Below are 25,101 nucleotides of genomic sequence, written 5' to 3' on the forward strand. Positions count from 1 at the left end.
TCTTCTTTTGACAGCTTTTCTTGTTTTTCACTTAAATCTGTCTGAACCTGAAGCTGCAATTAACAGAGCATCTTCCTTTTCTCTGGAAACTCCCTATAGTTATTCAAGCAATCAACCCAGATTCCTTTTAGAAAAACAAAAAAAGATGAAATCTGTTAAGATTCCATCTCGAGTTTCATTTATAAATCCTTTGTCAGTTCCCTTACCACATGTCCTATCTCTGGGATGATCAGTTTTTCCATTGCCAGGCGAACGGCACCTGTTGATCCTGGTGTCGAGAACACAGCCCGGTCATTCACGACTCCGGCTGCGGCACGCGATAGCAACGTAGCCGAACCGATATCCTCTGTATAGCTGAGCATGCGGAATATCTCACCGAATCCTGGTATTTCTTTTTCGAAAATACTCTGGACTGTTTCGATTGTTACGTCGCGTTTGGCAATCCCTGTGCCGCCGTTTGTCAGCACAACATCAACTTCTGGATTGCTGCAGCCCTTCAAGACTTCAGATTTAATCGGATCTGCCTCATCTTTGACAATGACGTAATCGACGATTTTATGCCCTGCAGCCTCAAGCATTTCCATCATTAACTTGCCGCTTTTATCTGTTTCGGGGGTTCTTGTGTCGCTTACTGTTATGACTTTACAGCGCACCTGGCTCGGTGCAGCCTGCTTGTGTTCCTGTGTACTCATAAGCCTATAGAGCTCCTTTTTCTTTGAAATATCTCATCTGGTAAAATTTATGGGCGAAATCCGTAACTCTTCTCGTCAATTGATAATTCGCTCCCGCGCCAATCCCCATGCTAATCAACGGCATGCCCTGGACATGCTTTTTGCGGAACATCAGGATTGCCATTCCTTTGAAAATCTGTTTGATTGGCTGTTCAAGCCATGTCACGTCTGTCAGGTCATCATTGCCTTCGTAGAAATAAAAGTCCTCTGCTTGTTCGATGTCATTCTTCAGCTCTTCCCAGCCCGCACTCTGCATCCTTGAGGGCATTGTCGCCGTATGGAAAACCTTCAAAGCGACCATCATCTCAAATGGTGTATTCACTTCGAATCCATACGTCATTGCAACCAGCTGGACAATCCGCAAATTTATGACGGCTATCGCGGGCATATCAGCTCCGAGCACAAGATTTCCACCGCTTCCCGACATGCCGCCCTGGACAAAGGAATAGAGCCTGTGTCGGGCGATTTGTTGCTTGGCAATGAACTCAAGCTGTTCAATCGGCAGCTCCCTCAAATCCTCAATTGTTTCAAGTTCCGGCTGGAAAACGCGCCCGGCAGATAAAATCCGTTCTTTGGCATCCATCTGCAGCTGTGATCCCTGGATTAAGGAGTGAAGATGGAAAAGCCAGCTGTCGAACAAGGTGAAAAAGCGGTCCTGCACTTCTTCTGGCAAAAGTGAAAAAGACCGTTCAAGATATCTGTCATACGCCAACTCAAAGTCGTTCGGTTCATAGTCATAAAGATTGTTTTCCCAAGCACTTAATTCATCCAGCACCTTTTGTTCCCGTTGAGTCAAAGGCATAGAAAAACCTCCAGCTTATCTGAATTTTCTTCCAGTATAGCACAAGAAAAGCAGAAACGCCTCGGTCACCCCCGACATGCGCATGCAGCTAAAAACAAATCCATTTCCCGCTAAACATCATAAAAAGGCAGAAGCCTCTTCGCTTCTGCCTGGGGTCGTGATTTATTTTGACAAACGCACAACGTCACGGGCGATCATGACTTCCTCATCTGTCGGGATAACCATTACTTTTACCGGAGAGTGCGGGTAGCTGATGAATGCTTCTTCACCACGCACTTTGTTCAATGCTGGATCCCAGTAGATTCCCATGAACTCTAGGCCCTGCAGGACACGGGCACGGATTGCCGAACTGTTTTCACCAATACCTGCCGTAAAGATGATCGCGTCAACACCGCACATGCGTGCTGCATATGAACCAATGTATTTATGGATTCTGTCTGCGAAAACTTTCAATGCAAGCTCAGCACGTTCATTTCCTTTTTCTGCTTCGTCTTCGATGTCACGAAGGTCACTTGAGAATCCGGATACACCAAGCATACCGCTTTCTTTATTAAGGACATCCAATACTTCATCGGCAGATTTATCGGTCTTTTCCATGATGTATGGAATCAAGGCCGGATCGATGTTACCTGAACGAGTCCCCATCGTCACGCCTGCAAGCGGAGTGAAGCCCATCGATGTATCGATTGACTTACCGCCTTCAATTGCAGCGATACTTGCACCGTTTCCAAGGTGGCAGGAAATCAGGCGCAGGTGCTCAACCGGACGTCCTAGCATTTCCGCTGCACGTTGGGAAACATACTTGTGTGAAGTTCCATGGAAACCGTACTTACGGATTCCGTACTCTTTATAATAATTGTATGGAAGGCTGTACAAGAAAGAGTTTTCAGGCATTGTCTGGTGGAAAGCTGTATCGAAAACAGCAACAGCAGGGACATTCGGCAGTACTTGCTGGAATGCACGGATACCAGTCAAGTTAGCTGGATTATGCAGTGGTGCAAGCTCTGAAAGTTCTTCGATTTTTTGTAAAACCTCTTCTGTGATCAATACAGAATCACTGAATTCCTCTCCGCCGTGAACAACACGGTGCCCGATTCCTTCGATTTCATCAAGAGACTGAATGATTCCCAAAGTTGTCAGTTTATCAAGAAGGATTTTTACCGCAACCTCATGATTCGGGATATCAGTAACTTCCTTGTTCTTCTCACCATTAACAGAAATAGTGAAGATGGAATCTTTTAGACCGATTCTCTCAACGATACCTTTAGTGATGACTTCTTCGCTAGGCATTTCGAACAGTTGAAACTTAAGTGACGAACTGCCGGCATTGATTGCAATGATTTTAGACATTTTGTACCGCTCCTTTTATATAACAACCTGATTAAAAATACAGTGAAATAGTACACCTTTATTGTGCGCCACAGGCTGCGATTATATCTCTCATTTTCCCATTTAAACACTGTCTTTTTCACATTTCAAGCAAAGCTTTTCCAAATTGGAAATGAGTTTTTATTCAGATACTTCTAAGGATTAGAAAAAAATATTGGCATGGTTTATATACCCGAAACAAATGCAAAGAACCGGAAAAGATCCGGTCCTAGTTCTGTGTCGATTTATTTTCGGTAAACCATTGATCGATTTTATTCAGCATCCTGTTCACTGCTGCACCATCCGATAGTTTTGGTAACTCTGCAAGGAGTGCCTGTTTTGGCGGTTTCACTTCTTCACCATTCTTTTGCAGAATAAGAATGCTTTTAGCTGCCTGCTTGTTTTTGAACAAAGACGCCGGAAGCTGTAAAACCCCCTGGACAATGAGATGGTTTTTAATGAATTCATGAAGCATCGGAGCTTGTTCACTCTCAAAAAGACCATTAGGGATCATGAAGAACATGTACCCGCCTTCTTTCACATGCTTTGTACTTTGCTCGATGAACATGTGATGGGAGTACGTATGGCCTTCTTTTGCTTTTACCTCATATTGCTCCGCTCGAAGATCATTAGGGTAGTACCCGACTGGAAGATCACAAATGACGGCATCTGCCGGATCGACAAACAGTGGTTCAAGACTGTCCTGATTAAAAAATTCCACTGGATGCTTTTGAAGGTTGGCATTTACAAAGGCCAGCCGGATCAGCAGGTCATCAATCTCGACTCCGATTGAATCGATTTCCTTGTCTGTCTGCTGGTTCAAAACCGTCGCCAGCAGGTTTCCGGTTCCGACCGCAGGGTCAAGAAGCCTGAATGACTTCTTGTCGACAAACTTATTGACCAGGTAGCCGATGAACATGCCGACAGAATCAGGTGTCATTTGATGGTTCGGCTGCACATGTTCCTTCATGCCCTTCAAGATCGCAAGCTGGAAGCCCTTGCGGATTTCTTCTTTGCTAAAGGAGTCAAGGTTGATGTCTTTGTATACTTTTTCAAGTCGTTTCTTTGTCACTTCATTCAATTCATCCTGAAGCACTGTACCCTGGAACATGTTTTCTCCGCTTTCAGCCAGCGCTTCCAAATATGTACATGACAACTCTTCTTTTAAAATATCTGCACTCGTGTTGAATGCAGTAAATAATTGTTCTACCGGAGTAACACTCACTTTTTTTCCTCCTGATTTCAATGGATATTTATATATTTTAGCCCTGTTTTGCTTTGTGTACAAGGCATATGGCTGGAAAGGAATTGGACTGGATTAAGGTTGGGATTCTATCGGACACTTTCTCCGCTCTTGTACTCCATTCGTCCGATAGTAATCGATCCTCAAAGCAAAACAAGCCGCAGTATTTTCTGCGGCTTGTTTCCAAAGTTGTGTTTAGTTCGCTTGTTTTGCAGCTTCGATTGCTGCTTCGTAGTTAGGGTGGTCTGTTGCTTCGCTTACATACTCAACGTATGTGACTTTGTCGTTTGAGTCAACAACAAATACTGCGCGAGCAAGCAGGCGAAGTTCTTTGATTGCTACGCCGTATGCTTCTCCAAAGGAAAGCTCGCGGTGGTCAGATAGAGTTTGGACTTTATCGATTCCAGCCGCTCCACACCAGCGCTTTTGAGCGAAAGGAAGGTCCACGCTGACTGTCAGGATTTTCACGTTGCCAAGGTTGGCAGTTTCTTCATTGAAACGGCGAGTCTGCGCGTCACAAACTCCTGTGTCTAATGAGGGGACAACGCTGATTAAACGTACTTGTCCTTTTGAATCTTGAAGAGTTACTTCAGAAAGATCGTTTGCAAGCACTTTGAAGTCTGGTGCCTGGTCTCCTACCTTTACTTCATTTCCTAGCAATGTAACTGGGTTCCCCTTAAATGTAACAGATGCCATACCTGCTCATCCTCCTTGTCCATTATATGTACAGTGTTAATATATCTTTTAAAGAATTTTTTTGCAATTATTTTAAAATAAAGCACAAAATTGCTTCGGCCCTGCCAGTCTCTGACACAAGCAAACTGCCTCTTCATGGTGAAAAGGCAGCATGGTCCTAAATATCAAGATCCGTTTTCGGTCCATTGTAGTCATTTTGCTTTTGATCCTTGTTCTGGCCGCTGTCCTGGCTGTTCTGGTCCTTCTTGGACAACATTTGCTGGATTTTTTCGACTGCCTGAGGGGCAAGGTCAAGAATTTTCTCATACAAATGCGTATTTTCATCCAGATGAAGCATTTTCACACCCCTGGAGCTGACAATCAAGAAAGCAATTGGCGTGATGGAAACACCGCCACCGCTACCTCCTCCGAATGGATGCTGTGCTCCTCCGGATTGTCCTCCAGATCCTCCAGAGCCGCCTGAGCCTCCGGAACCTCCCTTCGAGCTTTCCAGCACGAACTCACTTCCACCTGCAGCAAAACCGAACCCTACCTTAGAAACTGTCAGGATTACACTTCCATCCGGTGTTTCTACGGGGTCCCCAATGATTGTGTTGACATCAATCATTTCTTTCAAGCTTTCCATGGCAGTTGTCATTAATCCTTGAATTGGATGGTCGGACATTCCTGTTTCCTCCTTATTTTAGACAGAATTAGTATTTTCACCGGAAAGAGCGGATAATGGCTTTGATTTAAATTCAGGCCAGCCGCCTCTCCAATATTTAACCAGCTTTATACCTGCTAAAATAGCATGCCCGACTCTTACTTGTATCATACATTTAAAACTAGTAATTGATACGGTTTGCTGGAAGCTTGGTGTAATCGTCATGACAGGCATTTCTTTCATTTTCATATAGTTGCTCAGTACTCCAATGACCCCTCCTTTGACTGCCCAAAAGGCACCCGTCAATACGCCAGTGGCTGCAGCGTCAGAAACGCCCACCATCGTATGCCACTCAATATTCCTGATCGTCACCTTCTTTAAAAAATTCCGGATGATTTTATGGAGTCCGGCGATGTGATTGATCAGCTGCTTGAAATCATGAAGGCTGCTTAGTAAGTCATTTTTATCAACCTGAGTGGTTTTTTGTTGTTTCATATTTTCATCGGGCCCTGTTTTGACTTTTTGCTCGGCAATGATGGTGGGAGAATCATCATCGATTTTCACAACCGGTACTTCGATCTTGAACTTGATTAATCCGCCCCAGGCTTTAATCGTTACCTTGAAATGATCATTATCATTGCCGTGGAAATAATCTAAAAAAATCTTAACTTTAGTAAAAAGGATTATAAGTACAAGCACCGTGAGAAGCAGTATGGCAAGCAGCACCCATTTCATCATCCTCCACAACCTTTCAGCTTATTATTATCAACAAAAAGGCAAAAAAATAAACCTGCCGCAGCAGGTTCATTTAACGTGGTTCATATATGACGGTTGTATCAGCAAACAGGTCATGCAAACCTTGTTTCTTTTTTGTAAAGGCAACGACCACATACAAAACCATGATGGTTGCTGAAATGAAACGGCCAATCCATTCGCGGAAAATAACGGTTCCCCATGTAAGTCCCTTGCCATCCAGCTCCACTACTTTCAAGCCAAAGACCATTTTTCCGAGAGTTTGGCCGAGGTACTTTGTCATTAACACAAAATACAAGTAGAAGACGATTGCGGTCGCAATAGACACCGGTGAAAAAATGCCATCTTCGATCAAGGACACATCCAGCGCCCTGAACACTGGATTGATGATCATCCGGTTGATGCTTCCGATTACAATCAGGTCAAGCAGATAGGCCCAGAAACGTGTCCAGAATCCGGCATAGAGACCGGAGTATAAATGGTTTCCGGGTTCACTCTTCCCATTTACATAAACATCGGCATCGGTATTGCCCTGAACTTTCCCATATACAAAAACATCAGCTTCGGGGTTGCCATTAACTTGTATCTTCCTAGTTTCAATCTGCTCTATTGGTGTGTCTGTTTCCTCTTGAATATCCGATCCTTTTTCAGGGGTTTCGGTACTATCCGTGATTTCGATTCCACCTTTTGCTTGAGAGGATTCATTGTCCCGATCTTTAAAATCATCCGAATTCATTTCTTCCCCTCCTTATTCCGCATATAAGTACATGAGGCGTGGAGAGTTAGGCTGGGACAATATCTTCATTAATCCTGCCATTTCTGCGTCTTTGCCCATGATTTTTTGTGCGCTCATGCTGAAAAACGAACCAAATCCCATGCTTTCTGTGTACTTGACGACAGTAGCGTCACCGAGGTTTTCATCCTTCCTGACACTCTCGATGACATCCTCAAGATATCCAAATCCATCGATCAATTTCAGCTGCTTTGCCTGACGACCATCATAAATACGGCCATCCGCAATATCCTTGACCTGTTCAACAGACATACCGCGTCCTTCCGAAATGACTTTTACGAATCCCTCATACGAGTTGTCAATCATGGATTGGAGGATTTTGCGCTCATCTTCTGTCATCGGTCTTGATGGGCTCATGATATCCTTGTATGGTCCACTTTTGATTGTCGTGAATTCAACTCCATACTTTTCTGCAAGGCCAGCATAGTTAACTCCCTGCATGATGACACCCAGCGATCCGGTAAGCGTCTCAGGGCTTGCAAAGATTTTATCCGCAGGAGCAGACACATAATAACCACCAGAAGCGGCCATTGACCCCATCGATACATAAACCGGTTTTTTCGTTTCCTTTTGGATTTCTTTGATCTTGTCATGGATTTGCGCACTTTCCACGACGCCGCCACCAGGCGAGTTCACTTGCAGGATGATGGCCTTCACATCATCGTTTTCTTTTACATAATCAAGCTGTTCCATGAACGCCCTGTGATTATAGAGCGGACTTTCAAAGAATGATTCCGCATCCCCTGTATCCTGAATCACTCCATTGATGGACAATACTGCAATTTTGCTCAGCATGTCACCTTCTTCGATAATCTCTTCCGCAAACATTTCTTCCGATACAGCAAACATATCTGTAAACGCATCTTCTGCGTCACTGAAAGCGACTGTCGACAGAAAATTAATAAATATTGAAGCAATGAACAATCCGACGGCTATTCCTAAAGCCGCCCACCTTTTCCCATTCATCTTGAAGCCCCCTTATGAATTTCTCTTTACTTTCAAAACCTTATGAAAAAATGATAAACTGATGTCAATAACATTTATTTTAGCAAAAGTTTTTAAAAGTGGGTAAAAATATGGAAGAATTACGCAATGTTTGGAGGAATTTATAATGCCAGATCGCCGCAATATTTATTTTCACCATACGCCAGACACAACCATGCTGGAAAAAGTTGAACCTCTCTATAAACTGGCACAACAGTATAATTTCAATATCGTGAATGATCATCGTACCGCTAATATCATCGTCAGCGTTGGTGATGACGGTACATTCCTGCAGGCCGTCAGAAAAACCGGCTTCCGTGATGATTGCCTGTATGCCGGCATTTCGGTCACCGGTTCCTTGAATATGTACTGCGATTTCCATCTAGAAGATACGGATAAAATGATCGAAGCAATCACAAATTCACAAATCGAGGTCAGACGCTATCCGACCATCGAAGTTACGATCGATGAGGAAACAACATTTGGCTGCCTGAACGAGTTCAGCGTCCGTTCAGCGATCATCAAGGCTTTTGTGATGGATGTCTTTATCGATGACAAGCACTTCGAAACCTTCCGTGGTGACGGAATGATCGTCGCAACTCCTACGGGAAGCACCGCTTATAATAAATCAGTCAACGGCGCAGTTGTCGACCCGCTGCTTCCTTGCATGCAGGTGAGCGAGCTTGCTTCAGTGAACAATAATGACTTCCGCACGCTTGGGTCATCATTCATCCTCAGCGGTGACAGGAAGCTTACCTTCAAGGTTGCCCAGGACGGCAACGATTATCCGATCATGGGAATGGATAACGAAGCACTAAGCATCCAGCATGTCGAGAAATTCGACGTCAAGCTGAGCAACAAAATCATCAAGACAGTCAAGCTCAAGGACAACTCCTTCTGGGAAAAAGTGAAGAGGACATTCCTATAATCGAAAGATTTTAGGGTAAAAAAAGCTCAGAGTGATCTCTGGGCTTTTTGATATGGAACTGGTAACCTTCCAGGAACAATACTATTGATCGAGTTTACTAAGATTGATTCTTTTCTGTGCCTGCCAGGTATTGACCAGGCTAGGGACTCCGGCTAATAAACTCACCATGAAGCTCCACATTGCATATCTCCATTCACCTGTAAAAATGGAAACACCAAGAAAAAATACGAGCTGTCCAACAAGTGCAAACCAAGTAGCAAACCAAGCAAACCTTATATTTTCCTTCATTTCACCACTCCCTTCCAGCTAACGATTCCGTTATAAAGAACTCACCACTAGTTTAACATATTTTTCCTTAATGTGTTTTACCTATAAGAAAGAGCTGCGGAAAATTCCGCAGCTCTCAGTTTGTCGACAAAAGGGGTTCGGAATGGTCTCATTCCGAACCCCCTTTTGGATTTCGTCGGATGTTTTAAAGAAAATAGACTCTCTTCGCTATACTTTTAGGCCATTACTGGACTTCTCCAAGTCCAGTTGGCCATCTTCTTCAAGTTCAAGGCAGCGAAAGTAAGCATCGCCTGCATCGACAATTTTTTAAGCCCCCTTAGGGTTGTCCAACGCATGCCATGCTTTTCTTTTGCATCTGCGAATACGCGCTCTATGGTTTCCTTACGCTTCGCATAGATTTCTTTTACTTCCTGCTTGTGCCTCAAGTGGTCCGTTTCTTCCACATACTCCTGCCAGATATGGCGAGTTACCACCTTTTGATGATCCTTGCTTTCTGTACATTGCGCTAAAAACGGGCAGGTTGCACAGATGTGTTTTGGGGATTTATATTCACGATACCCCTCTTTTGTGGTGGTCGAATACTTCAGGATCTCACCGGCAGGACACAAATAACAGTCGTAGAATTCGTCATATACATATTCATATCTACGGAAGAATCCGTCCTTCGTTCGCGGTCGTGTATAAGGCAAAGCCGGGGTCATTTCGTTTTCCATCAGGAACTTCGTAATAGCTGGAGTTTTATAGGCTGCGTCGGCCGCAACGGCTTTGGGCTTTCCGACTTTCTCTATCACTTGTTCTACCAGTGGCTCAAGGATCAGGCTGTCATGCGTGTTACCAGGTGTCACAATTGTACCCAGGACAAATCCGTTACGGTCTGATGCCGCATGAAAGGAGTAGGCAAACTGTTTTGTGCGCTCGTCTTTGACGTAGTATCCACTCTCCGGATCGGTCGTGCTTTCCTTGATTTCCTTTGACTCTTCCTTGTCAAATTTATCAGGAGGAAATGGCTTCTTCCCATGGTCTTCCCGATCCAAATTGATTTCTTCCTGGAGTTTCTCCTGATACGCTCGTGTTTCCTTACGCACCACTTTCTTCTCGAATTTATGCTTATTCGCACTTGCTTTTACATGGGTTGAATCAATAAAGACATGTTCAGCACTAATAAGTTTCTTATCAGCTGCGGTCTTAAGAATTCGATAGAAGATCTGTTCAAACAAATCTGTATCTTTAAAACGGCGTTCGTAATTCTTCCCGAAGGTGGAGAAGTGGGGCACTTTATCATGGAATCCATAACCCAAAAACCAGCGGTAGGCCATATTCGTTTCTACTTCGGCAATGGTCTGGCGCATGGAACGGATGCCAAAGGTATATTGAATGAAGGTAAGTTTAATTAAAATCACAGGGTCAATGCTTGGGCGCCCTACTTCCGAATACACATCCTTCACCAATTCATAGATGAAAGTAAAATCAAGGGCTGCTTCCATCTTGCGGACTAAATGTTCCTGAGGAACCAGTTGGTCTAAAGCAACCATTTCTAATTGATCTCGTTGGATTGGATTATTTTTCGAAAGCATATTTATCACCTCAAGCGTTATATATATCTATTTTAAAAGAGACTTATGGTTAGTTCCACACTAAGTTGAGGAATTCTGTTGATTGGAGTGGACGGCGCGTAGACTCCTGCGGGATCAGACGGACAGGTGAGACCCCGCAGGCGCCAACGGCGACGAGGAGGCTCACCGCCGGCCCCGCGGAAAGCGAAGCGCCTGGAACGGAAATCAACAGCCCCATTCCAGCACCATCCAAAAAAAGACTGTAAACAAACAGGATTTTCATCGAGTTTGTCTACAGTCTGAGAGCTGCGGAAAATTCCGCAGCTCTCTTCTTTTACATAGGCAACCCTTTTTCTTTTTTCCATTTCACTGATAGTGCTGCCGCCATCTTTGTCCTTGATAAGGAATAGAGAATCAAGGCAGACCAGATAAAAGTAAAGGCCAGCAAGTGGACTGTCGAGAATGTTTCGTGATAGACGAAAACCCCAAGGATGAGCGTCAATGTTGGTGCGATATATTGCAGGATTCCTAGTGTTGCCAGCGGGATCCTTTGCGCACCTTTTGCAAAAAACAGCAGAGGAACTGCGGTTGCCGCGCCTGCACCTGCCAGCAGCAGGGTAGTCGACAAGGAACTAGCGAACAATGAGTTCGTCCCCTGAATCATAAGGTAGCCAATATAGATAGCTGCTAGAGGCATGACGACCAGTGTTTCGAGCGCGAGCCCTACAGCAGAATCCACCTTGATCAATTTCTTTGCCAATCCGTAAAGGCCAAAGGAGATTGCCAGAGATAGTGCGATCCACGGAAATTGCCCATAAGAAATCGTCATAACCAGCACGCCGATTGCCGCCAGCGCAAATGATAGATATTGGAGTACGGAAAGACGTTCCTTCAAGAATATCATTCCCAGCAGGACGCTTACGAGCGGATTGATATAATACCCAAGGCTTGCTTCGATCATCTGATCTGTATTGACTGCCCAGATATACATGAACCAGTTGACACTGATCAGCATGGATGCCACGGTGAGGGCAGCTAATTGTTTCTTGTTTTGGGCCAGTCCGCGCAAGGTCCCTGTGAAAAGGCCCCATTTCTTATTAAGAACTAAAATGGCAGCGATGAAGAAAAACGACCAGAATACCCGGTTAGCCAGAATTTCATCTGCATTTACATGATGCAAAAGTTTCCAATAAACAGGGAGGACACCCCATAGTATATAAGAAAAAGCTGCGTAAAGAACTCCAGCTTGTTGTTCAGTCCTTTTATCCATCAGGACAGCCTCCTAATCTTTCTAGACTCGAAATAATATCCATTATAAATGTGGAAGCTGCGGACTGACAATCTTTTTTTACGACCAATAACAGACAAATTATGCAGACTTGCTACTTCGCCTCTACATAAGGCTTATGGAGGACGCTTTTTTCTGATCCTGCCCCTTTTTGCGCCTCCATAAAGCAGATGGATGACGCTTTCTTCTGATCCTACGCTTTTTGATGTCTCCATAAGGTGGATGGATAACGCTTTTTTCGGACCCTCCGTCTCTTCGCGTCTCCATAAGCGCTATGGATGACGCTTTTTCCTGATTCAGCCCCTTTTGGTGTCTCCATGAGGTGGATGGATGACGCTTTTTTCGGACCCTCCGTCCTTTCGCGTCTCCACAAGCACTATGGATGGCGCTTTTTCCTGATTCAGCACCTTTTAGTGCCTCCATAATGGGGATGGATGTGATTATTTACATAAAAATAACCCACCCTGGGTTATTTCTCTTGTCTTGGTTTAAGTTTGAAGTTATAACCAAATGTCTCTTCAGTTGAGGAGATTTTATAGCCGAAACCTGGTTTGAAATCCAGGAATATTTTAGCAGGCAGGGATTCCAGCGATTTTTCCGGCACGAAGAAGTGAATGCCGTTTTCTGTGATGACTTCATCATCAGCCTGCTTTTCCTCGACTTGCAGCTGGATGTCTGTGGCGATTGAACATGTACCAACAAACTCCGCCAGAATTCTGATTCCTTCACTTTCGCCGAATTGGACCTTACTTAACTCTTCCAATGCAGCTTCCCTGATTTCGATTTCCATTGATGATCACCCTTTCTACTTTAAAATATACCCAAGTTTTCATCTTCAACGCATTCTTTGATTTTTACATAATTAAATACAAAAAGCAGGCACAATGGCCTGCCTTTTGTTTTCACTATTTATTTTGCGCCTTCCAATTCCTTCTTGCGTAGTTCGATGCGGCGAATTTTACCGGAAGTGGTTTTAGGAAGTTCTTCCAGGAACTCGATCTTCCTTGGATACTTATAAGGTGCTGTCAAATCCTTCACATGCTGTTGAAGCTCAGCGACAAGATTCTCCTGATCAGGACTGACACCGTCACGCAGGACAACAAAAGCTTTGACGATATGTCCGCGGATTTCATCTGGTGATGCGACCACGGCACATTCTTTTACATATGGATGTTTGACAAGTGCATCCTCAACTTCAAAAGGCCCGATCGTATATCCGGAACTGATGATGATGTCATCGCCGCGGCCCTCAAACCAGAAATAGCCTTCTTCATCTTTGCTGGCTTTGTCCCCTGTTACGTAGTAATCGCCGCGGAACTGCATGGCGGTCCGTTCTGGGTCTTTGTAATAGTTCTTGAACAATGCCGGTGTATCAACATGGACAGCAATATCGCCGACTTCGCCGGGAGCACAAGGCTCTCCATTTTCATTGATAATCTCGACGGTATTTCCCGGTGTCGGCTTGCCCATCGATCCCGGCCTTAATTCCATGCCTTTCGTTACGCCGACCAGCAAAGTGTTTTCCGTCTGGCCATAACCGTCGCGCACCTCGACATTGAAATGCTTTTTGAATGTATCGATTACTTCACGATTTAGCGGTTCTCCTGCCGAAACGGCACTGTGCAGTCCTGGCAGATTATAATCACTTAAGTTTTCCACCTTCGCCATCAGACGGTATTCCGTCGGTGTGCAGCAAAGGACATTTACATTATACTTTTGTAGAAGTGACAAGTATTTTTGCGGCTCGAATTTCCCCTGGTAAACAAGGCCGGTTGCCCCTGTACCCATAACGGATAAAAACGGGCTCCAGATCCACTTTTGCCAGCCCGGACCTGCAGTGGCCCAAACAGTGTCCCCATCCTCGATGCCAAGCCAGGTTGTCGCTGCTGTGCGAAGATGCGCATATGCCCATCCATGCGTGTGGACAACTCCTTTTGGATTGCCGGTCGTGCCGGAAGTATAGCTGAGGAAAGCCATATCATCGCGCTGTGTATCTGCTAGCTGAAGCTCCTTCGATGCCGTTTTCATTTCTTCATCAAGGTGGATCCAGCCTTCTTTTTGATCTCCAATCACGAACTTCGGCAGATGATCAGCTTCCTCGATACCAGCGAATTCTTTTGTAAAAGGAGCATAGCTGACAATCGCTTTAACATCGCCATGATTGATCCGATATTGGAAATCTTTCGTTCTCAACATTTCCGAGCTTGGAATGACGACCAATCCCATTTTCAATGACGCAATATATACCTGATAGGCCTCAATCAACCTTGGCACAACGACCAGTACGACATCCCCCTGCTGCAAGCCATGCTTCGAGAAAACGTTTCCAATCTTATTCGCATTATTTAGTAGTTCCCGGTATGTAATCTCTTTTGTACTGCCCGCCTCATTTTCCCAGATAATCGCTTTTCTTTCCTGATCCTGAGCGAAACGCTCCATTTCAGACACGAGATTATACTTCTGCGGCGCAATCAATTGTTCTCTGTTCATACTCTTCCCCCTCAAAATTTTTTAAGGCTGCTATGCCTTGTCTATCCCCACTTACCATTATACAAAATTATTCAAAAATTTAAAATTATATGATAACACTTTTTTAGAATAATAAATTTCCTTATGCATAAAAAAAGAGCAGGGCATCTGCCCCGCTCCTTGTAGCCATATTATTCATTTTTTAATTAGCGAGAGAATCCGCCACCAAGTTGTTGTTCAGCCATTTGAACCAAACGCTTAGTGATCTCTCCTCCTACAGAACCGTTAGCGCGAGAAGTAGTTTCTCCGCCTAGCTGTACACCAAATTCAGAAGCGATTTCGTACTTCATTTGGTCAAGAGCTTGTGATACTCCAGGTACTAGAAGTTGATTTGAGCTGTTGTTGTTTGCCATGTGTTTCACCTCCTTGTGAGTATAGAATGTGTAGAAACACATGGCTTAATTCAAAACTTTAATTGGTAATTGTTCACAAATTTATCATTTTTTAAAATAGGTCATTCATGGAATTATCTTCACGCTCAGAAGCCGGTTTAAGGATGATTCTTTCTGTTCCTTCGACTGCCCTCTGGACCATTTCCTCGAAGTCAAAAAAGCTCTCATAGTTCTGGACCTTATCCAGTTTAGGCTTTGTTTTTGGAGAAGAAGGAACAAATACGGTACAGCAATCCTCATATGGTCGAATGGAAATATCATGTGTATCGATTTCATGGGCGATGTCCATGATTTGCAGCTTGTCCATTGTTATTAAAGGCCGAATGATTGGCGTTGTAGTCACTTCATTGATGGCATACATGCTTTCAAGCGTCTGGCTGGCCACCTGCCCCAGGCTTTCACCAGTGATGATCGCAAGGCCGCCCTGCTTTTCCCTGATGGCATCCGTTATGCGCAGCATCAGCCTTCTTGTTGTTGTCATCGTATAGTTTTCCGGAATTTGCTTATGGATGGCCTGCTGGATTTCTGTGAATGGAACAATATGAAGCGCAAAATGGCCATTAACCTCGGCAAGCTTTTCAGAAAGGTCGATTACCTTTTGCTTGGCGCGTTCACTTGTAAAAGGCGGACTAAAAAAATGGACACCTTCCACTTCTAGTCCTCTTTTCATGGTCAGGTAGCCGGCAACAGGGCTGTCAATCCCACCGGAAAGCATCAGCATCCCTTTACCACCGGATGCAGCAGGAAGCCCCCCGGCACCCTTGATCGTTTCAGCTGAGATATATGCAGCTTCTTTCCTGATCTCTATCTGGAGGTTTATATCCGGCTTCCGTACATCTACTTTCAAACCTTCCATATTTCTTAAAATATGGCCGCCAAATTCTGAATTGATTCCATTCGTATCCAGCTCAAATGTCTTGTCCGACCGTTTAGCAGTTATTTTAAAGGTCTGGCCAGGCTTATGGATTTTCCTGAAAAGCTCGAGTGCCGCATCTTTCATTTTTTCGAGATCTTTCTCGACTTTCATTGCCGGGCTGAAGGATTGGATTCCGAAGATTCCTTTCAGCTTCTCTCCAACCCCGTCGCTATCTTCACCATTCAGAAGGATGAACATGCGATCTCGTTCTGCTTTGATGGCTGCATTCGGAAAGTCGCTTAATGCCCTTTTGATATTTTTTCTTAAACGATCGATGAATTTATTTCTGTTTCTTCCTTTAGTCGATATTTCTCCATACCGAACCAATATACGGTCATACATCATTTCTTTACTACCTCGCTTAAATGTTTTACTGTATCTGCAATTGCCTTTGCGGCGATTTCTGCTTCTTCTACTGTGTTGCTAAATGTCAGGCTGACCCTGATTGCGCTTTCCGCTTCATCCTGAGGAACTCCCATTGCCAGCAAAGTCTTGCTCGCAGCCTTCTTTTTCGATGAGCAAGCACTTGTCGTCGATACATATATATTTTTTTCTTCCAGCGCATGCACGAAAGTTTCCGCCTTCAATCCCTTGATTGAAAAGTTGAGGATATGGGGTGCATGATTTTCCTTTGGCGTGTGGATGGTTATTTCCTTGATTTGGCTGATGCCATTTCTTAATCTTTCCATAGCTGCCACCATTTGATTCAGCTTTTCTTTTCTCTGTTCAAGCGTCATCCTCAGCGCCTTTGCCATCGCAACCATGCCCGCTACATTTTCTGTTCCGCTGCGCTGCTTCCATTCCTGATTCCCGCCGGAGAACAATGGTGACAAAGTGACGCCTTCTTTTATGAACAATGCACCAGTCCCTTTCAGTCCGTGGAACTTATGGCCTGAAATGGTAGCCAAGTGGATTCCGGCTTCATAAAAGTTTAAAGGCACCTTTCCTACTCCCTGAACATAGTCAACATGGAAGAACACTTTAGGATACTTCTTAAGAAGTTTTCCAATTTCCTTTACTGGCTGAATCGTGCCGACTTCATTATTAACATGGATCACGGACACCAGGATGGTATCATCACGCATTTCTCTCTCTATCGTATCCGCACAGATGAAGCCATCAGAATCGGGTTTTACATAGGTTATTTCATAGCCGAGCGATTCAAGCTGCACCATGGCATTGTGGATTGAAGCATGTTCAATGCCGCTGGTAATGATATGCCTGCCTCTTTCCCTGTGGGCCAACGCGATCCCTTTTATCGCAAGATTATTGCTTTCTGTTCCTCCAGACGTGAACAGGACTTCCGTTTCTTTTACATTCAGGAGCTTGGCCACCTGGGAACGTGCCTGCTGAAGCAGCTTCTCTGCCTGTCCGCCGATTTTATGAAGAGAGGAAGGATTTCCGAAAAATTCCTCTGATACCTTTAAAAATGAATCCAATACTTCTTTATAGGGTTTGGTTGTGGCACTGTTGTCTAAATAAATCATCATATCCCCCCTGTCGTTAATGCTAACTAAAAATCTTATCATAAGAATGAAAAATAAACATGATTAATATTTTGTAGTATGCCCTGAGTCACCCTATCTGCCAAAAAAACAGGTCTCCATTTCGGAGACCCATGTTTTACATTACTCTTTTTCAGATAACATTTGCTCAATTCTCTTCAGGGCACCAGGATCCACTTCCTCAATTGCAGTGGCCGCCTGTTCTAGTGCGTCACGATAATCGTAATTGCGGAAATGCTCCTCTGCTTCGCGAAGACCGCGGTCAACCGAAGGATATCGGCTTCGGTACCTGTTTCCATATTGGATGACCCGCTCGGCCAGCATGACGGTCTCGACGATTTCTTCAGTCGCCGCTTCCAGCTTATCAACTGTCAGCACAGAGATTTCTAGGTACTGCTGGAGAACAGGGATATCAAGCGGCTTTTCCTCAAGCTTTTCATTGACTTGTTTGATGCTTTCATTGGCATCTTCAAGAAGATATTTGTAGTCCTGGGACAATCCAGGCATATTGCTTTTGGATACGGTGCGGATCAGTTCAGAGATCTTTTTAGACAGGTCCCTAACCTTTTCCCTGGCCAGTATTTCATCCTTCCTGAGGGCACTCAACTTTTCCATCAATACTTTTTGCTCTTCGACAAGTTGATCAAGCTGCTCTTTCGCTTCTTCAAGCTCCTGTTTAATCAAGCTTTGAGCTGTATCATTTTCAGTTATTCTGTGGTCGATCAGCTCAAATCGCTTTAGAAGGCCCTTGAGCTGCTGCTCCACATTTGTCTGCGCTGAAAGCTCTTTATCATTAAGGTGATAACTCTCCTGGATATGCTTTGTCTCTTCTTTGAGCGTCTTGCTTTCAGTTATGGCTTTTACAAGGATTTCCTTTGCCTCATGCTCCGTCTGCGTAATGTATTGCTTAGCCAGTACTTCCTCTTCAAGGAGGTCAAATAGCTTCTCAACACGTTCCTTTAACCCCTGGATGCCCTGTTCAGCAATTTCGACATCGCCTTTTTCAAGTGATGTCTTATGATCAGCCAATTCTTTGCTGATTGCCTCAACTTCTTTGTCTGCGTTCAGATGGTCAAGAACATATCCTTGCGCAGTCATTTCTCTGACTCCGTCCTTCAGCTCGCTAACCTGTGCCGGAATCGCCGATTGGCAATCATGCAGCAGCGCAGGAATGGATTCCATTTTCCTGGATACCTCTTCAAGCATTGCCTGTATAGACAGAACCGTTTCCCTTGCTTCAAGGTAGTTGCCATTCTCTGTTTTCTCATCAAAATCAATGAATTTAGCCTGGATGTTTTCAAGCATCTCTTCCAGACTTGCCTCCGCGCTTCCGAAGCTGTGGCGGTGTGAAAGAAGATTTTTCTTATTTTCTCTGTATTGCTCCTTCAGGCCATCGATTTCTTCGCGGTTCTTTTCTTCACTTCCGACAAGCTCATTCAATTCACCGAGAATCTTCTTGATTTTATCTTCCGTTTCCGTCAGCTTGCGGTCAATGACTGCCAGAGATTCCTTCGCCTTTTTGAATCTGTACTTATCGATATATTCTTCCGCGTCAAACAGATAATCCTCGATGCCCGGCAGCTTGGATGTCACGAGCTCATCCCACTCCTGGCGCCAGCGTTCGAAAAGCTCCTCAGTCTGGCCTGTCATGTTCAGCTGTTTCACTTTTGACATCTCATCCATTACCGGCCGGTTCATGATATCTATTTTCCATGATTCGTACCGATCGACCTCGCTGTAATACTTTCGTTTCATAAAATATCCGACTAAAAAAAGCATTATTAATAAAATAATTCCGCCAATTATGTACTCCATTTGTTATCCCCCTGGCCTCACAAATTCCAAGTTCTGAATTCTTCTATATAAAATGAATGGATAAATGCGTGTATAATGTATTTATATTACCATGTAAACGACAATTTTTGACTATTAAATTCATATTTTTTGTTGAAATTATCCGAATTAAGCCGATTTAACTTGAAATCTTGCATAAGATCTTACGATAGGAGGCCTGGAGTCATGAAAGATGGCCATGTCCACACATCTTTTTGCCCGCATGGAACGAAAGATTCATTAGATGATTATATCCAGAGAGCACTGGAGCTTGGCTACACGGAAATCACCTTCGCAGAGCATGCCCCTTTGCCACAAGGATTCCTTGATCCTACACCGATGAAAGATAGCGCAATGCGTTATGAGGATTTGGACCGATATTTTCAAAGTATCGAGGAAGCAAAGGCAAGCTACCGAGGAAAAATAAAGATTAATACTGGCTTCGAAATAGATTATATCGAAGGATACGAAATTGAAACAGCCAATTTGCTTAATAAATTCGGACCACGCCTGGATGATGCCGTTCTATCGGTACACTTTTTGAAAAATCCTGATGGAAGTTATAGCTGCCTTGATTACAGTCCAGACAACTTCGGGGAAATGGTGAAAGAATACGGATCAGTGAAAGATATTCATCGACACTACTATCAAACTGTTTTGAAATCCATACATGCTGACCTGGGACCATATAAGCCAAAAAGAATCGGGCATATTACCCTGGCGAATAAGTTCCGCCTTAAATATCCAATTGAAAAGGATTGTGCTGATGAGATCTTTGATATCCTGGAGACAGTTTCGAAGCAAGGCTATGAACTGGATTATAACGGGGCGGGAACTGCAAAACCATTATGCCGTGAGCCATACCCGCCAGACTGGGTAGTCAGGGAGGCTAAAAAGCTCGGAATCAAGCTTGTATATGGATCTGATGCGCACCAGGCGAAGGAGCTGGGACAAGGGCTTGATAGGATGCTAGTAAAAAAATAAGGAAACCGGCATTTTGACCGGTTTCCTATATATTGATCAACATTTTCTCCTGGATTTGATGGCCTGTACCAAGGGTTCCCTTGATCCACTGTGAGAGCTCATGGCTGTACTTATCCGCAAAGTATTTTTCATGCGGCTGCACATGCAGAACCTCTGTCACATAATGGGTGTTCAAGAATGGCATCGATAGCAGTCCTTTTAACTGTAAAATGCTGAACTGGATGGAATGCTTCTTGAATTCCCCATTCTCCATCCCAGCCTCAAGGACCTTTTTAAACATATAGCGTTCTTTTACATGGTAGGTGGACATGATTTCCCTGACAATCTGGGAATCGATCGTCATCTCCCTTAATATGAATCTTGTCAATTGGATGTTCTGGCATTGGTATCTTAATACATTGTCTACCATGGCATTCAGGGATAACTCCGCACCGCATTCCAGCAGTGAAAAGCCTTTTTCCAATTCTTCAAGATAGCTTTCGAAAAAAACGGTGAAACATTTTTCGAGGAGTCCATTTTTATTCCGGAAGTAGTATGAGATATTCGCTGCATTCACGTCTGCCTTTGCTGCAATATCCCTTACTGATGTCCCATTGAACCCCTTCGTGTTGAATAAGTAGATGGCCGCATCAATAATCGCAGCTTTTGAATTTTTTCTCATTGCTCCGCCCCTCACTTTCCGCAATTAACCTTACTGTTTACCTTTCTGGAAATGATTTAAATTTCCTTTATAAAAAACTCGACAAAGTCTCCATTGTTTCGCTGTTTTTTGATACAATGTAGATTAAAACTTCAGGAATGAGGGGGAAAAACTGTGTTTAAAGTCGAAACATACAGCGACAGCCGTGAAAAAAATTACGATTTATTGATCAAGCAGCTTAAAGCTTTGATAGAGGATGAAAAGAATGCGATTGCGAATTTCAGCAACGCTTCAGCTTTATTGAACCAATTTCTCGATCGCGTCAACTGGGTCGGCTTTTATCTGATGGAGGATGGAGAGCTTGTCCTCGGACCATTCCAGGGCCTTCCTGCCTGTGTGAGAATCCCGCTCGGCAAAGGAGTTTGCGGAACAGCCGCATCCAGGAAGGAAACTTTGAGAATTGAAGATGTCCATGCATTCCCTGGCCACATCGCATGTGATGCCGCTTCACAATCGGAAATCGTCGTTCCAATGATCAAAGACGGGCAAATCATCGGCGTCCTTGATATTGATTCACCGGAAAAAAACCGCTTTGATGAGCTGGATCAGCAAAAACTCGAGGAATTCGTTGAAGTGCTGGTACAGTATATAAATTAGTTTTTAACATAGACCATAGAGAAACCCTCCCGTCTTCCGGGAGGGTTTTGTTAAAGAACTAAATCGATCCTGATTCCATGGTACTTTCTTTCCTGACAGCCTCGAATGCCGCCTCCAGGTCATCTCTGATATCCTGCCATGCTTCCAATCCGACAGAAAGCCTGAGCATATTGTCTTTGATACCCATTTTTTCTCTTGCTTCTTTCGGTACCACGGCATGAGTCATTGTCGCCGGGTGCTGGATCAATGTTTCTGCATCCCCAAGGCTAACCGCAATTTTAATCAGTTTCAGCTTGTTGATGAAGGCCTGCGCTTCCTTTTGTCCTCCCTTGATTTTGAAGGAAATAAGGCCGCCCGGCTTGCGCATTTGCTTTTTCGCGATTGCATAATCAGGGTGCTTGGGATCGCCAGGGAAAATGACTTCTTCAACCGCAGGATGGCCAGAAAGATACTCTGCCAATTTTTCAGCATTGTCACAATGGCGGTCCATCCTTACTGGCAATGTTTTCAGGCCGCGAAGCAACAACCATGCATCAAATGGTGAGATGACACCGCCAATGTCCTTTTGCGTCGTCATGGCAATTTTAGACATGATTTCCTTCGGTCCGACTGCTAACCCTGCAATGACATCACCATGTCCGCAAATATACTTCGTTGCGCTATGGATAACAAAATCACATCCAAGCTCAAGCGGGTTCTGCAGATAAGGCGAGCTGAATGTATTATCAACAACCACCGGAATTCCTTTTTCCCTCGCTACATCCGCGACCATTTCCAGGTCTACAAGTCTCATTGTTGGGTTAATCGGTGTCTCGATATAGATGACTCTTGTCTCTGGGGTAATGGCAGCCAATACTTCTTCTCTCGTCGACATCATTGAAAAATCATGGTTAATCTCATATTTTTCTTTCATCAGCTGAAGAAGTCCGAACGTACACCCATACACTCCCTGTGAGCATAGAATATGGTCTCCGGTACGTGTCAGTGCTACCAATATCGCAGAGACAGCAGCCATCCCTGATGCAAACGCAAGGGCTTTTTCCCCTTTTTCAATCGTCGCCATCCGTTCTTCCAGCATTGCGACGGTAGGGTTGCCTAAACGTGAATAGATGAACCCTTCCTCTTCGCCCGCGAAGCGCCTTTCACCCTGTTCAGCGCTATCGAAAGTGAACGTACTAGTTTGAAATAATGGAGGTGCAAGACTCCCCCTGAATTCGTCCGATTTATATCCGGAATGGATTACTTCTGTTTCGAATCTTTTCTCTCCCATTATGATTCCTCCTATATATTCTGTAAACGCTTACAATTTACCCCCATAATCAGGATATGATATTTGCCTGTTTAATGAAAGTAATTTCTCTCACACCTCAGCAAAAAGTACTGTGACTCATTAAATGAAAAAAGCACTCATTCCTGAGTGCCACTAAAATCAAAATTGTTTTCATTCTGGACGACAACTTTATTTTTGCCAGATCCTTTTGCAACATATAAAGCCTGGTCGGCCCTTTTGAACACAGTCTTGGTTGTGTCCTCCTGTCCCCTGATCCATGTGGATACACCGCATGAAACAGTGACATTCGGGTTCGTGTTCTTCTCTACTTTATCTACAAGCCTATTCGCGATCATCACACCGGTCTCAAGTGGGGCTCCCGGCAAATAAATCGCCAGCTCTTCTCCTCCCCATCTCGCACCAATGTCCGTGCCGCGGATATTATTGGCAATCTGTCGAGCCAGCTGAATGAGCACTTCGTCTCCAATCTGATGGCCATACTGATCATTCACACTTTTAAAATTATCGATATCGATTAAAATAAAGGTTCCCTGCTGGTCTTCAAGCATGGAAAGATTCATTTTTTCATCCAAATATCCGCGAGAATACAGCTTCGTCAAATGATCGGTCACTACCATTTTCTCCAGCTCTTCCCGAAGCATTGAATTGGTGAAAGCAAGAGTTGAATGGTGAATGAGAGACTGGAGCAGCTTAAATGTATCAAACGCAAAGTGATAAGGGTCTTCATGCATGACGAGCGCAAATCCTTTTAATTCACCGCTCTGGATCATCGGAACACCCATTATCGAGTGGAAGTGCAGGGGAGAGTCTTCGCGATCATCAGATATATCTCCAAGGAATAATGGCTCCATACCCTGCCTGATTTGATTTGCGACCCTCAATATATAGTTGGAAGCGTCTTTTGAAAAGAAAAAGCTGGTGCTTCCTTTGAGGACGGAGTAATCATCATGCTCTTCATCTAGCATAATGAATCCGACTTCCTGGGCATTAAAGGACTTAATGATTTGCCCGCAGATAAATTTCATCGTATCTGTCAGGCGCAAACTCGTATTCAGCTGGTGTGAAGTTTCATTGATCAGCTGCAAATCGGCAATCAATTTCCTGGATTGCTCATAAAGCTTGGCATTTTCGAGCGCACTCCCTGCAGTATTGGCGAGCAGCTTGATAAACTCTACTTCATTTTGCGGGAAAACGAGTGAGTTAGGGGCAATGACCTGCAAAACACCGTAAACCCCCTGCTTTCCTTTTAAAGGGGCGTACATGATTGAATTTTTATCGATGACTGAATCCTCGAACTGAATCTGCCCGCTTACATATGATTGCATCGCCGTAAGGTTATCGCTATCATATTCAAGGTCTCTAACCGGCAGTCCACCATATCCCTTATGGTCATGGGACAACAGCAGGTAATAGGTGAAGGAGGGATATACTTCCCTTAGGGTGGAGATGATTTCACCCAGCACGGCATCCATATCCATGGTTGAATGGAATTTCTTCGTCACCCTGAATAATTGCTTATACCGTTTTTCTTCCTCCAATGTTTCAGCCTGGCTTCGCACTTTCTCAATGAACACATTGCATTCAGATGATAGCTTATCGAGGAAGCGATCTGATAAAGAGTTTAGGGTGTCACTGTTCATTTGAAATCCGAACAGCCCCATTGGTTTTTCATTAGCTTTTAAAACGAGCAGCAATTCATGCTCGGGCATGGATTCTGGATATTTAATGAAGGCATAAGGTTTAGCTGCGAGTTCATTCACAAGACAATGAGGAAAGGTTTCCAAAACCCTGTCATCACTCGATAGGCGGGTTGTTGTCTCCAGGTACATCTCTTGATTCCATTCCTGGCAGCTGTAAAAGTCGACCTCATGTGCTTTCAGGAGTTCTTTCAAAATAGCCATCATTTGCGAGAGAACCTCTGAGGAAGAAAAAGAGAATCTGCCAGTGCTGATCAAATCGAAAAATTTGCTTTTCAGTTCTAATATAATTTCCCGTTCTAATAATTCTTCCATATATATCACCTGTTTTAAAATCACTTAACAGCGATTTGTAAGTAGCTGTTTTGACAGGCAGCAGCCTGAATAAACGAACATGATCCATCACGTGGCAAGGCAATATCCAAATATTTGAAAAATAAAACAATTACTATTCATTATACCATAGACCTAGTAAAATAGTATGATATAAAAGGCAAACTTTTTAGCAAAGAAAGCTAGATAAAAAAGGAATGAATTTTAATATACCCTTGACTTTTCCCGAACAAAAATTATATAATACTCTTTGT

24 protein-coding genes are annotated in these 25,101 nt (G+C 44.0%); 3 read left to right on the top strand and 21 right to left on the bottom strand.

Annotation, left to right across the window (positions count from 1 at the left end; translation table 11 throughout):
- Window positions 1-179: 179 nt before the first annotated feature.
- The 9 genes from RH061_RS17805 to sppA form a co-directional block, all read right to left on the bottom strand.
- Window positions 180-692 (bottom strand): MogA/MoaB family molybdenum cofactor biosynthesis protein, encoded by a 513-nt coding sequence (locus RH061_RS17805; RefSeq protein ID WP_311072167.1) that lies wholly within the window; start codon window positions 690-692, stop codon window positions 180-182.
- 4 nt (window positions 693-696) lie between these two features.
- Complete coding sequence (locus RH061_RS17810) at window positions 697-1,533, bottom strand: EcsC family protein (RefSeq protein ID WP_311072168.1); 837 nt, start codon at window positions 1,531-1,533, stop codon at window positions 697-699.
- A gap of 162 nt (window positions 1,534-1,695) precedes the next feature.
- Window positions 1,696-2,883, bottom strand: coding sequence for an acetate kinase (locus RH061_RS17815; RefSeq protein ID WP_311072169.1), 1,188 nt, complete (start codon window positions 2,881-2,883; stop codon window positions 1,696-1,698).
- Between the two features lie 247 nt (window positions 2,884-3,130).
- Window positions 3,131-4,126: a class I SAM-dependent methyltransferase gene (locus RH061_RS17820; RefSeq protein ID WP_311072170.1), complete on the bottom strand. Its 996-nt coding sequence runs from the start codon at window positions 4,124-4,126 to the stop codon at window positions 3,131-3,133.
- Window positions 4,127-4,339: 213 nt separating this feature from the next.
- A complete protein-coding gene (gene tpx / locus RH061_RS17825) occupies window positions 4,340-4,840 on the bottom strand; it encodes a thiol peroxidase (RefSeq protein WP_167832681.1) in 501 nt (166 codons plus the stop codon).
- A 157-nt stretch (window positions 4,841-4,997) separates the two neighbouring features.
- Entirely contained in the window at window positions 4,998-5,504 is a 507-nt protein-coding gene (gene ytfJ / locus RH061_RS17830; RefSeq protein WP_311072172.1) for a GerW family sporulation protein, read from the bottom strand.
- 18 nt (window positions 5,505-5,522) lie between these two features.
- Window positions 5,523-6,221: a DUF2953 domain-containing protein gene (locus RH061_RS17835; RefSeq protein WP_311072173.1), complete on the bottom strand. Its 699-nt coding sequence runs from the start codon at window positions 6,219-6,221 to the stop codon at window positions 5,523-5,525.
- A gap of 70 nt (window positions 6,222-6,291) precedes the next feature.
- On the bottom strand, window positions 6,292-6,822 hold the full coding sequence (locus RH061_RS17840) for an RDD family protein (RefSeq protein ID WP_396654902.1): 531 nt from the start codon (window positions 6,820-6,822) through the stop codon (window positions 6,292-6,294).
- Window positions 6,823-6,984: 162 nt separating this feature from the next.
- Window positions 6,985-7,995 carry a signal peptide peptidase SppA gene (gene sppA, locus RH061_RS17845; RefSeq protein WP_311072175.1) on the bottom strand — a complete coding sequence of 337 codons (1,011 nt, stop codon included), beginning with the start codon at window positions 7,993-7,995 and terminating at the stop codon, window positions 6,985-6,987.
- Between the two features lie 145 nt (window positions 7,996-8,140).
- Between sppA and RH061_RS17850 the strand changes: the two genes are divergently transcribed.
- Window positions 8,141-8,941 (top strand): NAD kinase, encoded by an 801-nt coding sequence (locus RH061_RS17850; protein ID WP_311072176.1) that lies wholly within the window; start codon window positions 8,141-8,143, stop codon window positions 8,939-8,941.
- A gap of 81 nt (window positions 8,942-9,022) precedes the next feature.
- On the opposite strand, the gene RH061_RS17855 is transcribed toward RH061_RS17850, so the two are convergent.
- From RH061_RS17855 to ezrA, 9 genes are all read right to left on the bottom strand, one after another.
- Window positions 9,023-9,229, bottom strand: a complete 207-nt coding sequence (locus RH061_RS17855; protein ID WP_311072178.1) for a hypothetical protein — start codon at window positions 9,227-9,229, stop codon at window positions 9,023-9,025.
- Between the two features lie 215 nt (window positions 9,230-9,444).
- Complete coding sequence (locus RH061_RS17860) at window positions 9,445-10,803, bottom strand: IS1182 family transposase (protein ID WP_311072181.1); 1,359 nt, start codon at window positions 10,801-10,803, stop codon at window positions 9,445-9,447.
- 313 nt (window positions 10,804-11,116) lie between these two features.
- Window positions 11,117-12,052, bottom strand: coding sequence for an EamA family transporter RarD (rarD, locus tag RH061_RS17865; protein WP_311072182.1), 936 nt, complete (start codon window positions 12,050-12,052; stop codon window positions 11,117-11,119).
- Window positions 12,053-12,539: 487 nt separating this feature from the next.
- A complete protein-coding gene (locus tag RH061_RS17870) occupies window positions 12,540-12,860 on the bottom strand; it encodes an iron-sulfur cluster biosynthesis family protein (protein WP_311072183.1) in 321 nt (106 codons plus the stop codon).
- A gap of 119 nt (window positions 12,861-12,979) precedes the next feature.
- Window positions 12,980-14,560, bottom strand: coding sequence for an acyl-CoA synthetase MbcS (gene mbcS / locus RH061_RS17875; protein WP_311072185.1), 1,581 nt, complete (start codon window positions 14,558-14,560; stop codon window positions 12,980-12,982).
- Between the two features lie 185 nt (window positions 14,561-14,745).
- Window positions 14,746-14,952, bottom strand: coding sequence for an alpha/beta-type small acid-soluble spore protein (locus tag RH061_RS17880; RefSeq protein WP_023626976.1), 207 nt, complete (start codon window positions 14,950-14,952; stop codon window positions 14,746-14,748).
- A gap of 91 nt (window positions 14,953-15,043) precedes the next feature.
- A complete protein-coding gene (gene thiI, locus RH061_RS17885; protein ID WP_311072189.1) occupies window positions 15,044-16,252 on the bottom strand; it encodes a tRNA uracil 4-sulfurtransferase ThiI in 1,209 nt (402 codons plus the stop codon).
- Window positions 16,249-17,394: a cysteine desulfurase family protein gene (locus RH061_RS17890; RefSeq protein ID WP_311076448.1), complete on the bottom strand. Its 1,146-nt coding sequence runs from the start codon at window positions 17,392-17,394 to the stop codon at window positions 16,249-16,251. The genes thiI and RH061_RS17890 overlap by 4 nt, the downstream gene beginning before the upstream one ends.
- 141 nt (window positions 17,395-17,535) lie before the next feature.
- Window positions 17,536-19,227: a septation ring formation regulator EzrA gene (ezrA, locus tag RH061_RS17895; protein WP_311072190.1), complete on the bottom strand. Its 1,692-nt coding sequence runs from the start codon at window positions 19,225-19,227 to the stop codon at window positions 17,536-17,538.
- 204 nt (window positions 19,228-19,431) lie between these two features.
- On the opposite strand from ezrA, the gene hisJ reads away from it, so the two are divergent.
- Window positions 19,432-20,229, top strand: coding sequence for a histidinol-phosphatase HisJ (gene hisJ, locus RH061_RS17900; protein ID WP_311072192.1), 798 nt, complete (start codon window positions 19,432-19,434; stop codon window positions 20,227-20,229).
- Window positions 20,230-20,254: 25 nt separating this feature from the next.
- Here hisJ and refZ read toward each other — a convergent pair whose 3' ends face one another.
- The gene (refZ, locus tag RH061_RS17905) at window positions 20,255-20,890 is read right to left on the bottom strand and encodes a forespore capture DNA-binding protein RefZ (protein WP_311072194.1); all 636 of its coding nucleotides are present in this window, start codon (window positions 20,888-20,890) and stop codon (window positions 20,255-20,257) included.
- 153 nt (window positions 20,891-21,043) lie between these two features.
- Here refZ and RH061_RS17910 point away from each other — a divergent pair, with 153 nt between their 5' ends.
- Entirely contained in the window at window positions 21,044-21,526 is a 483-nt protein-coding gene (locus tag RH061_RS17910) for a GAF domain-containing protein (protein ID WP_311072195.1), read from the top strand.
- A 58-nt stretch (window positions 21,527-21,584) separates the two neighbouring features.
- Here the strand turns inward: RH061_RS17910 and megL are convergent, their stop codons facing one another.
- A complete protein-coding gene (gene megL / locus RH061_RS17915; RefSeq protein ID WP_311072197.1) occupies window positions 21,585-22,796 on the bottom strand; it encodes a methionine gamma-lyase in 1,212 nt (403 codons plus the stop codon).
- 137 nt (window positions 22,797-22,933) lie between these two features.
- Window positions 22,934-24,829: a sensor domain-containing diguanylate cyclase gene (locus RH061_RS17920; protein ID WP_311072199.1), complete on the bottom strand. Its 1,896-nt coding sequence runs from the start codon at window positions 24,827-24,829 to the stop codon at window positions 22,934-22,936.
- Window positions 24,830-25,101: the final 272 nt, after the last annotated feature.

This window comes from Mesobacillus jeotgali (assembly GCF_031759225.1).
In the GTDB taxonomy this organism is placed as follows: Bacteria; Bacillota; Bacilli; order Bacillales; family Cytobacillaceae; genus Mesobacillus; species Mesobacillus jeotgali_B.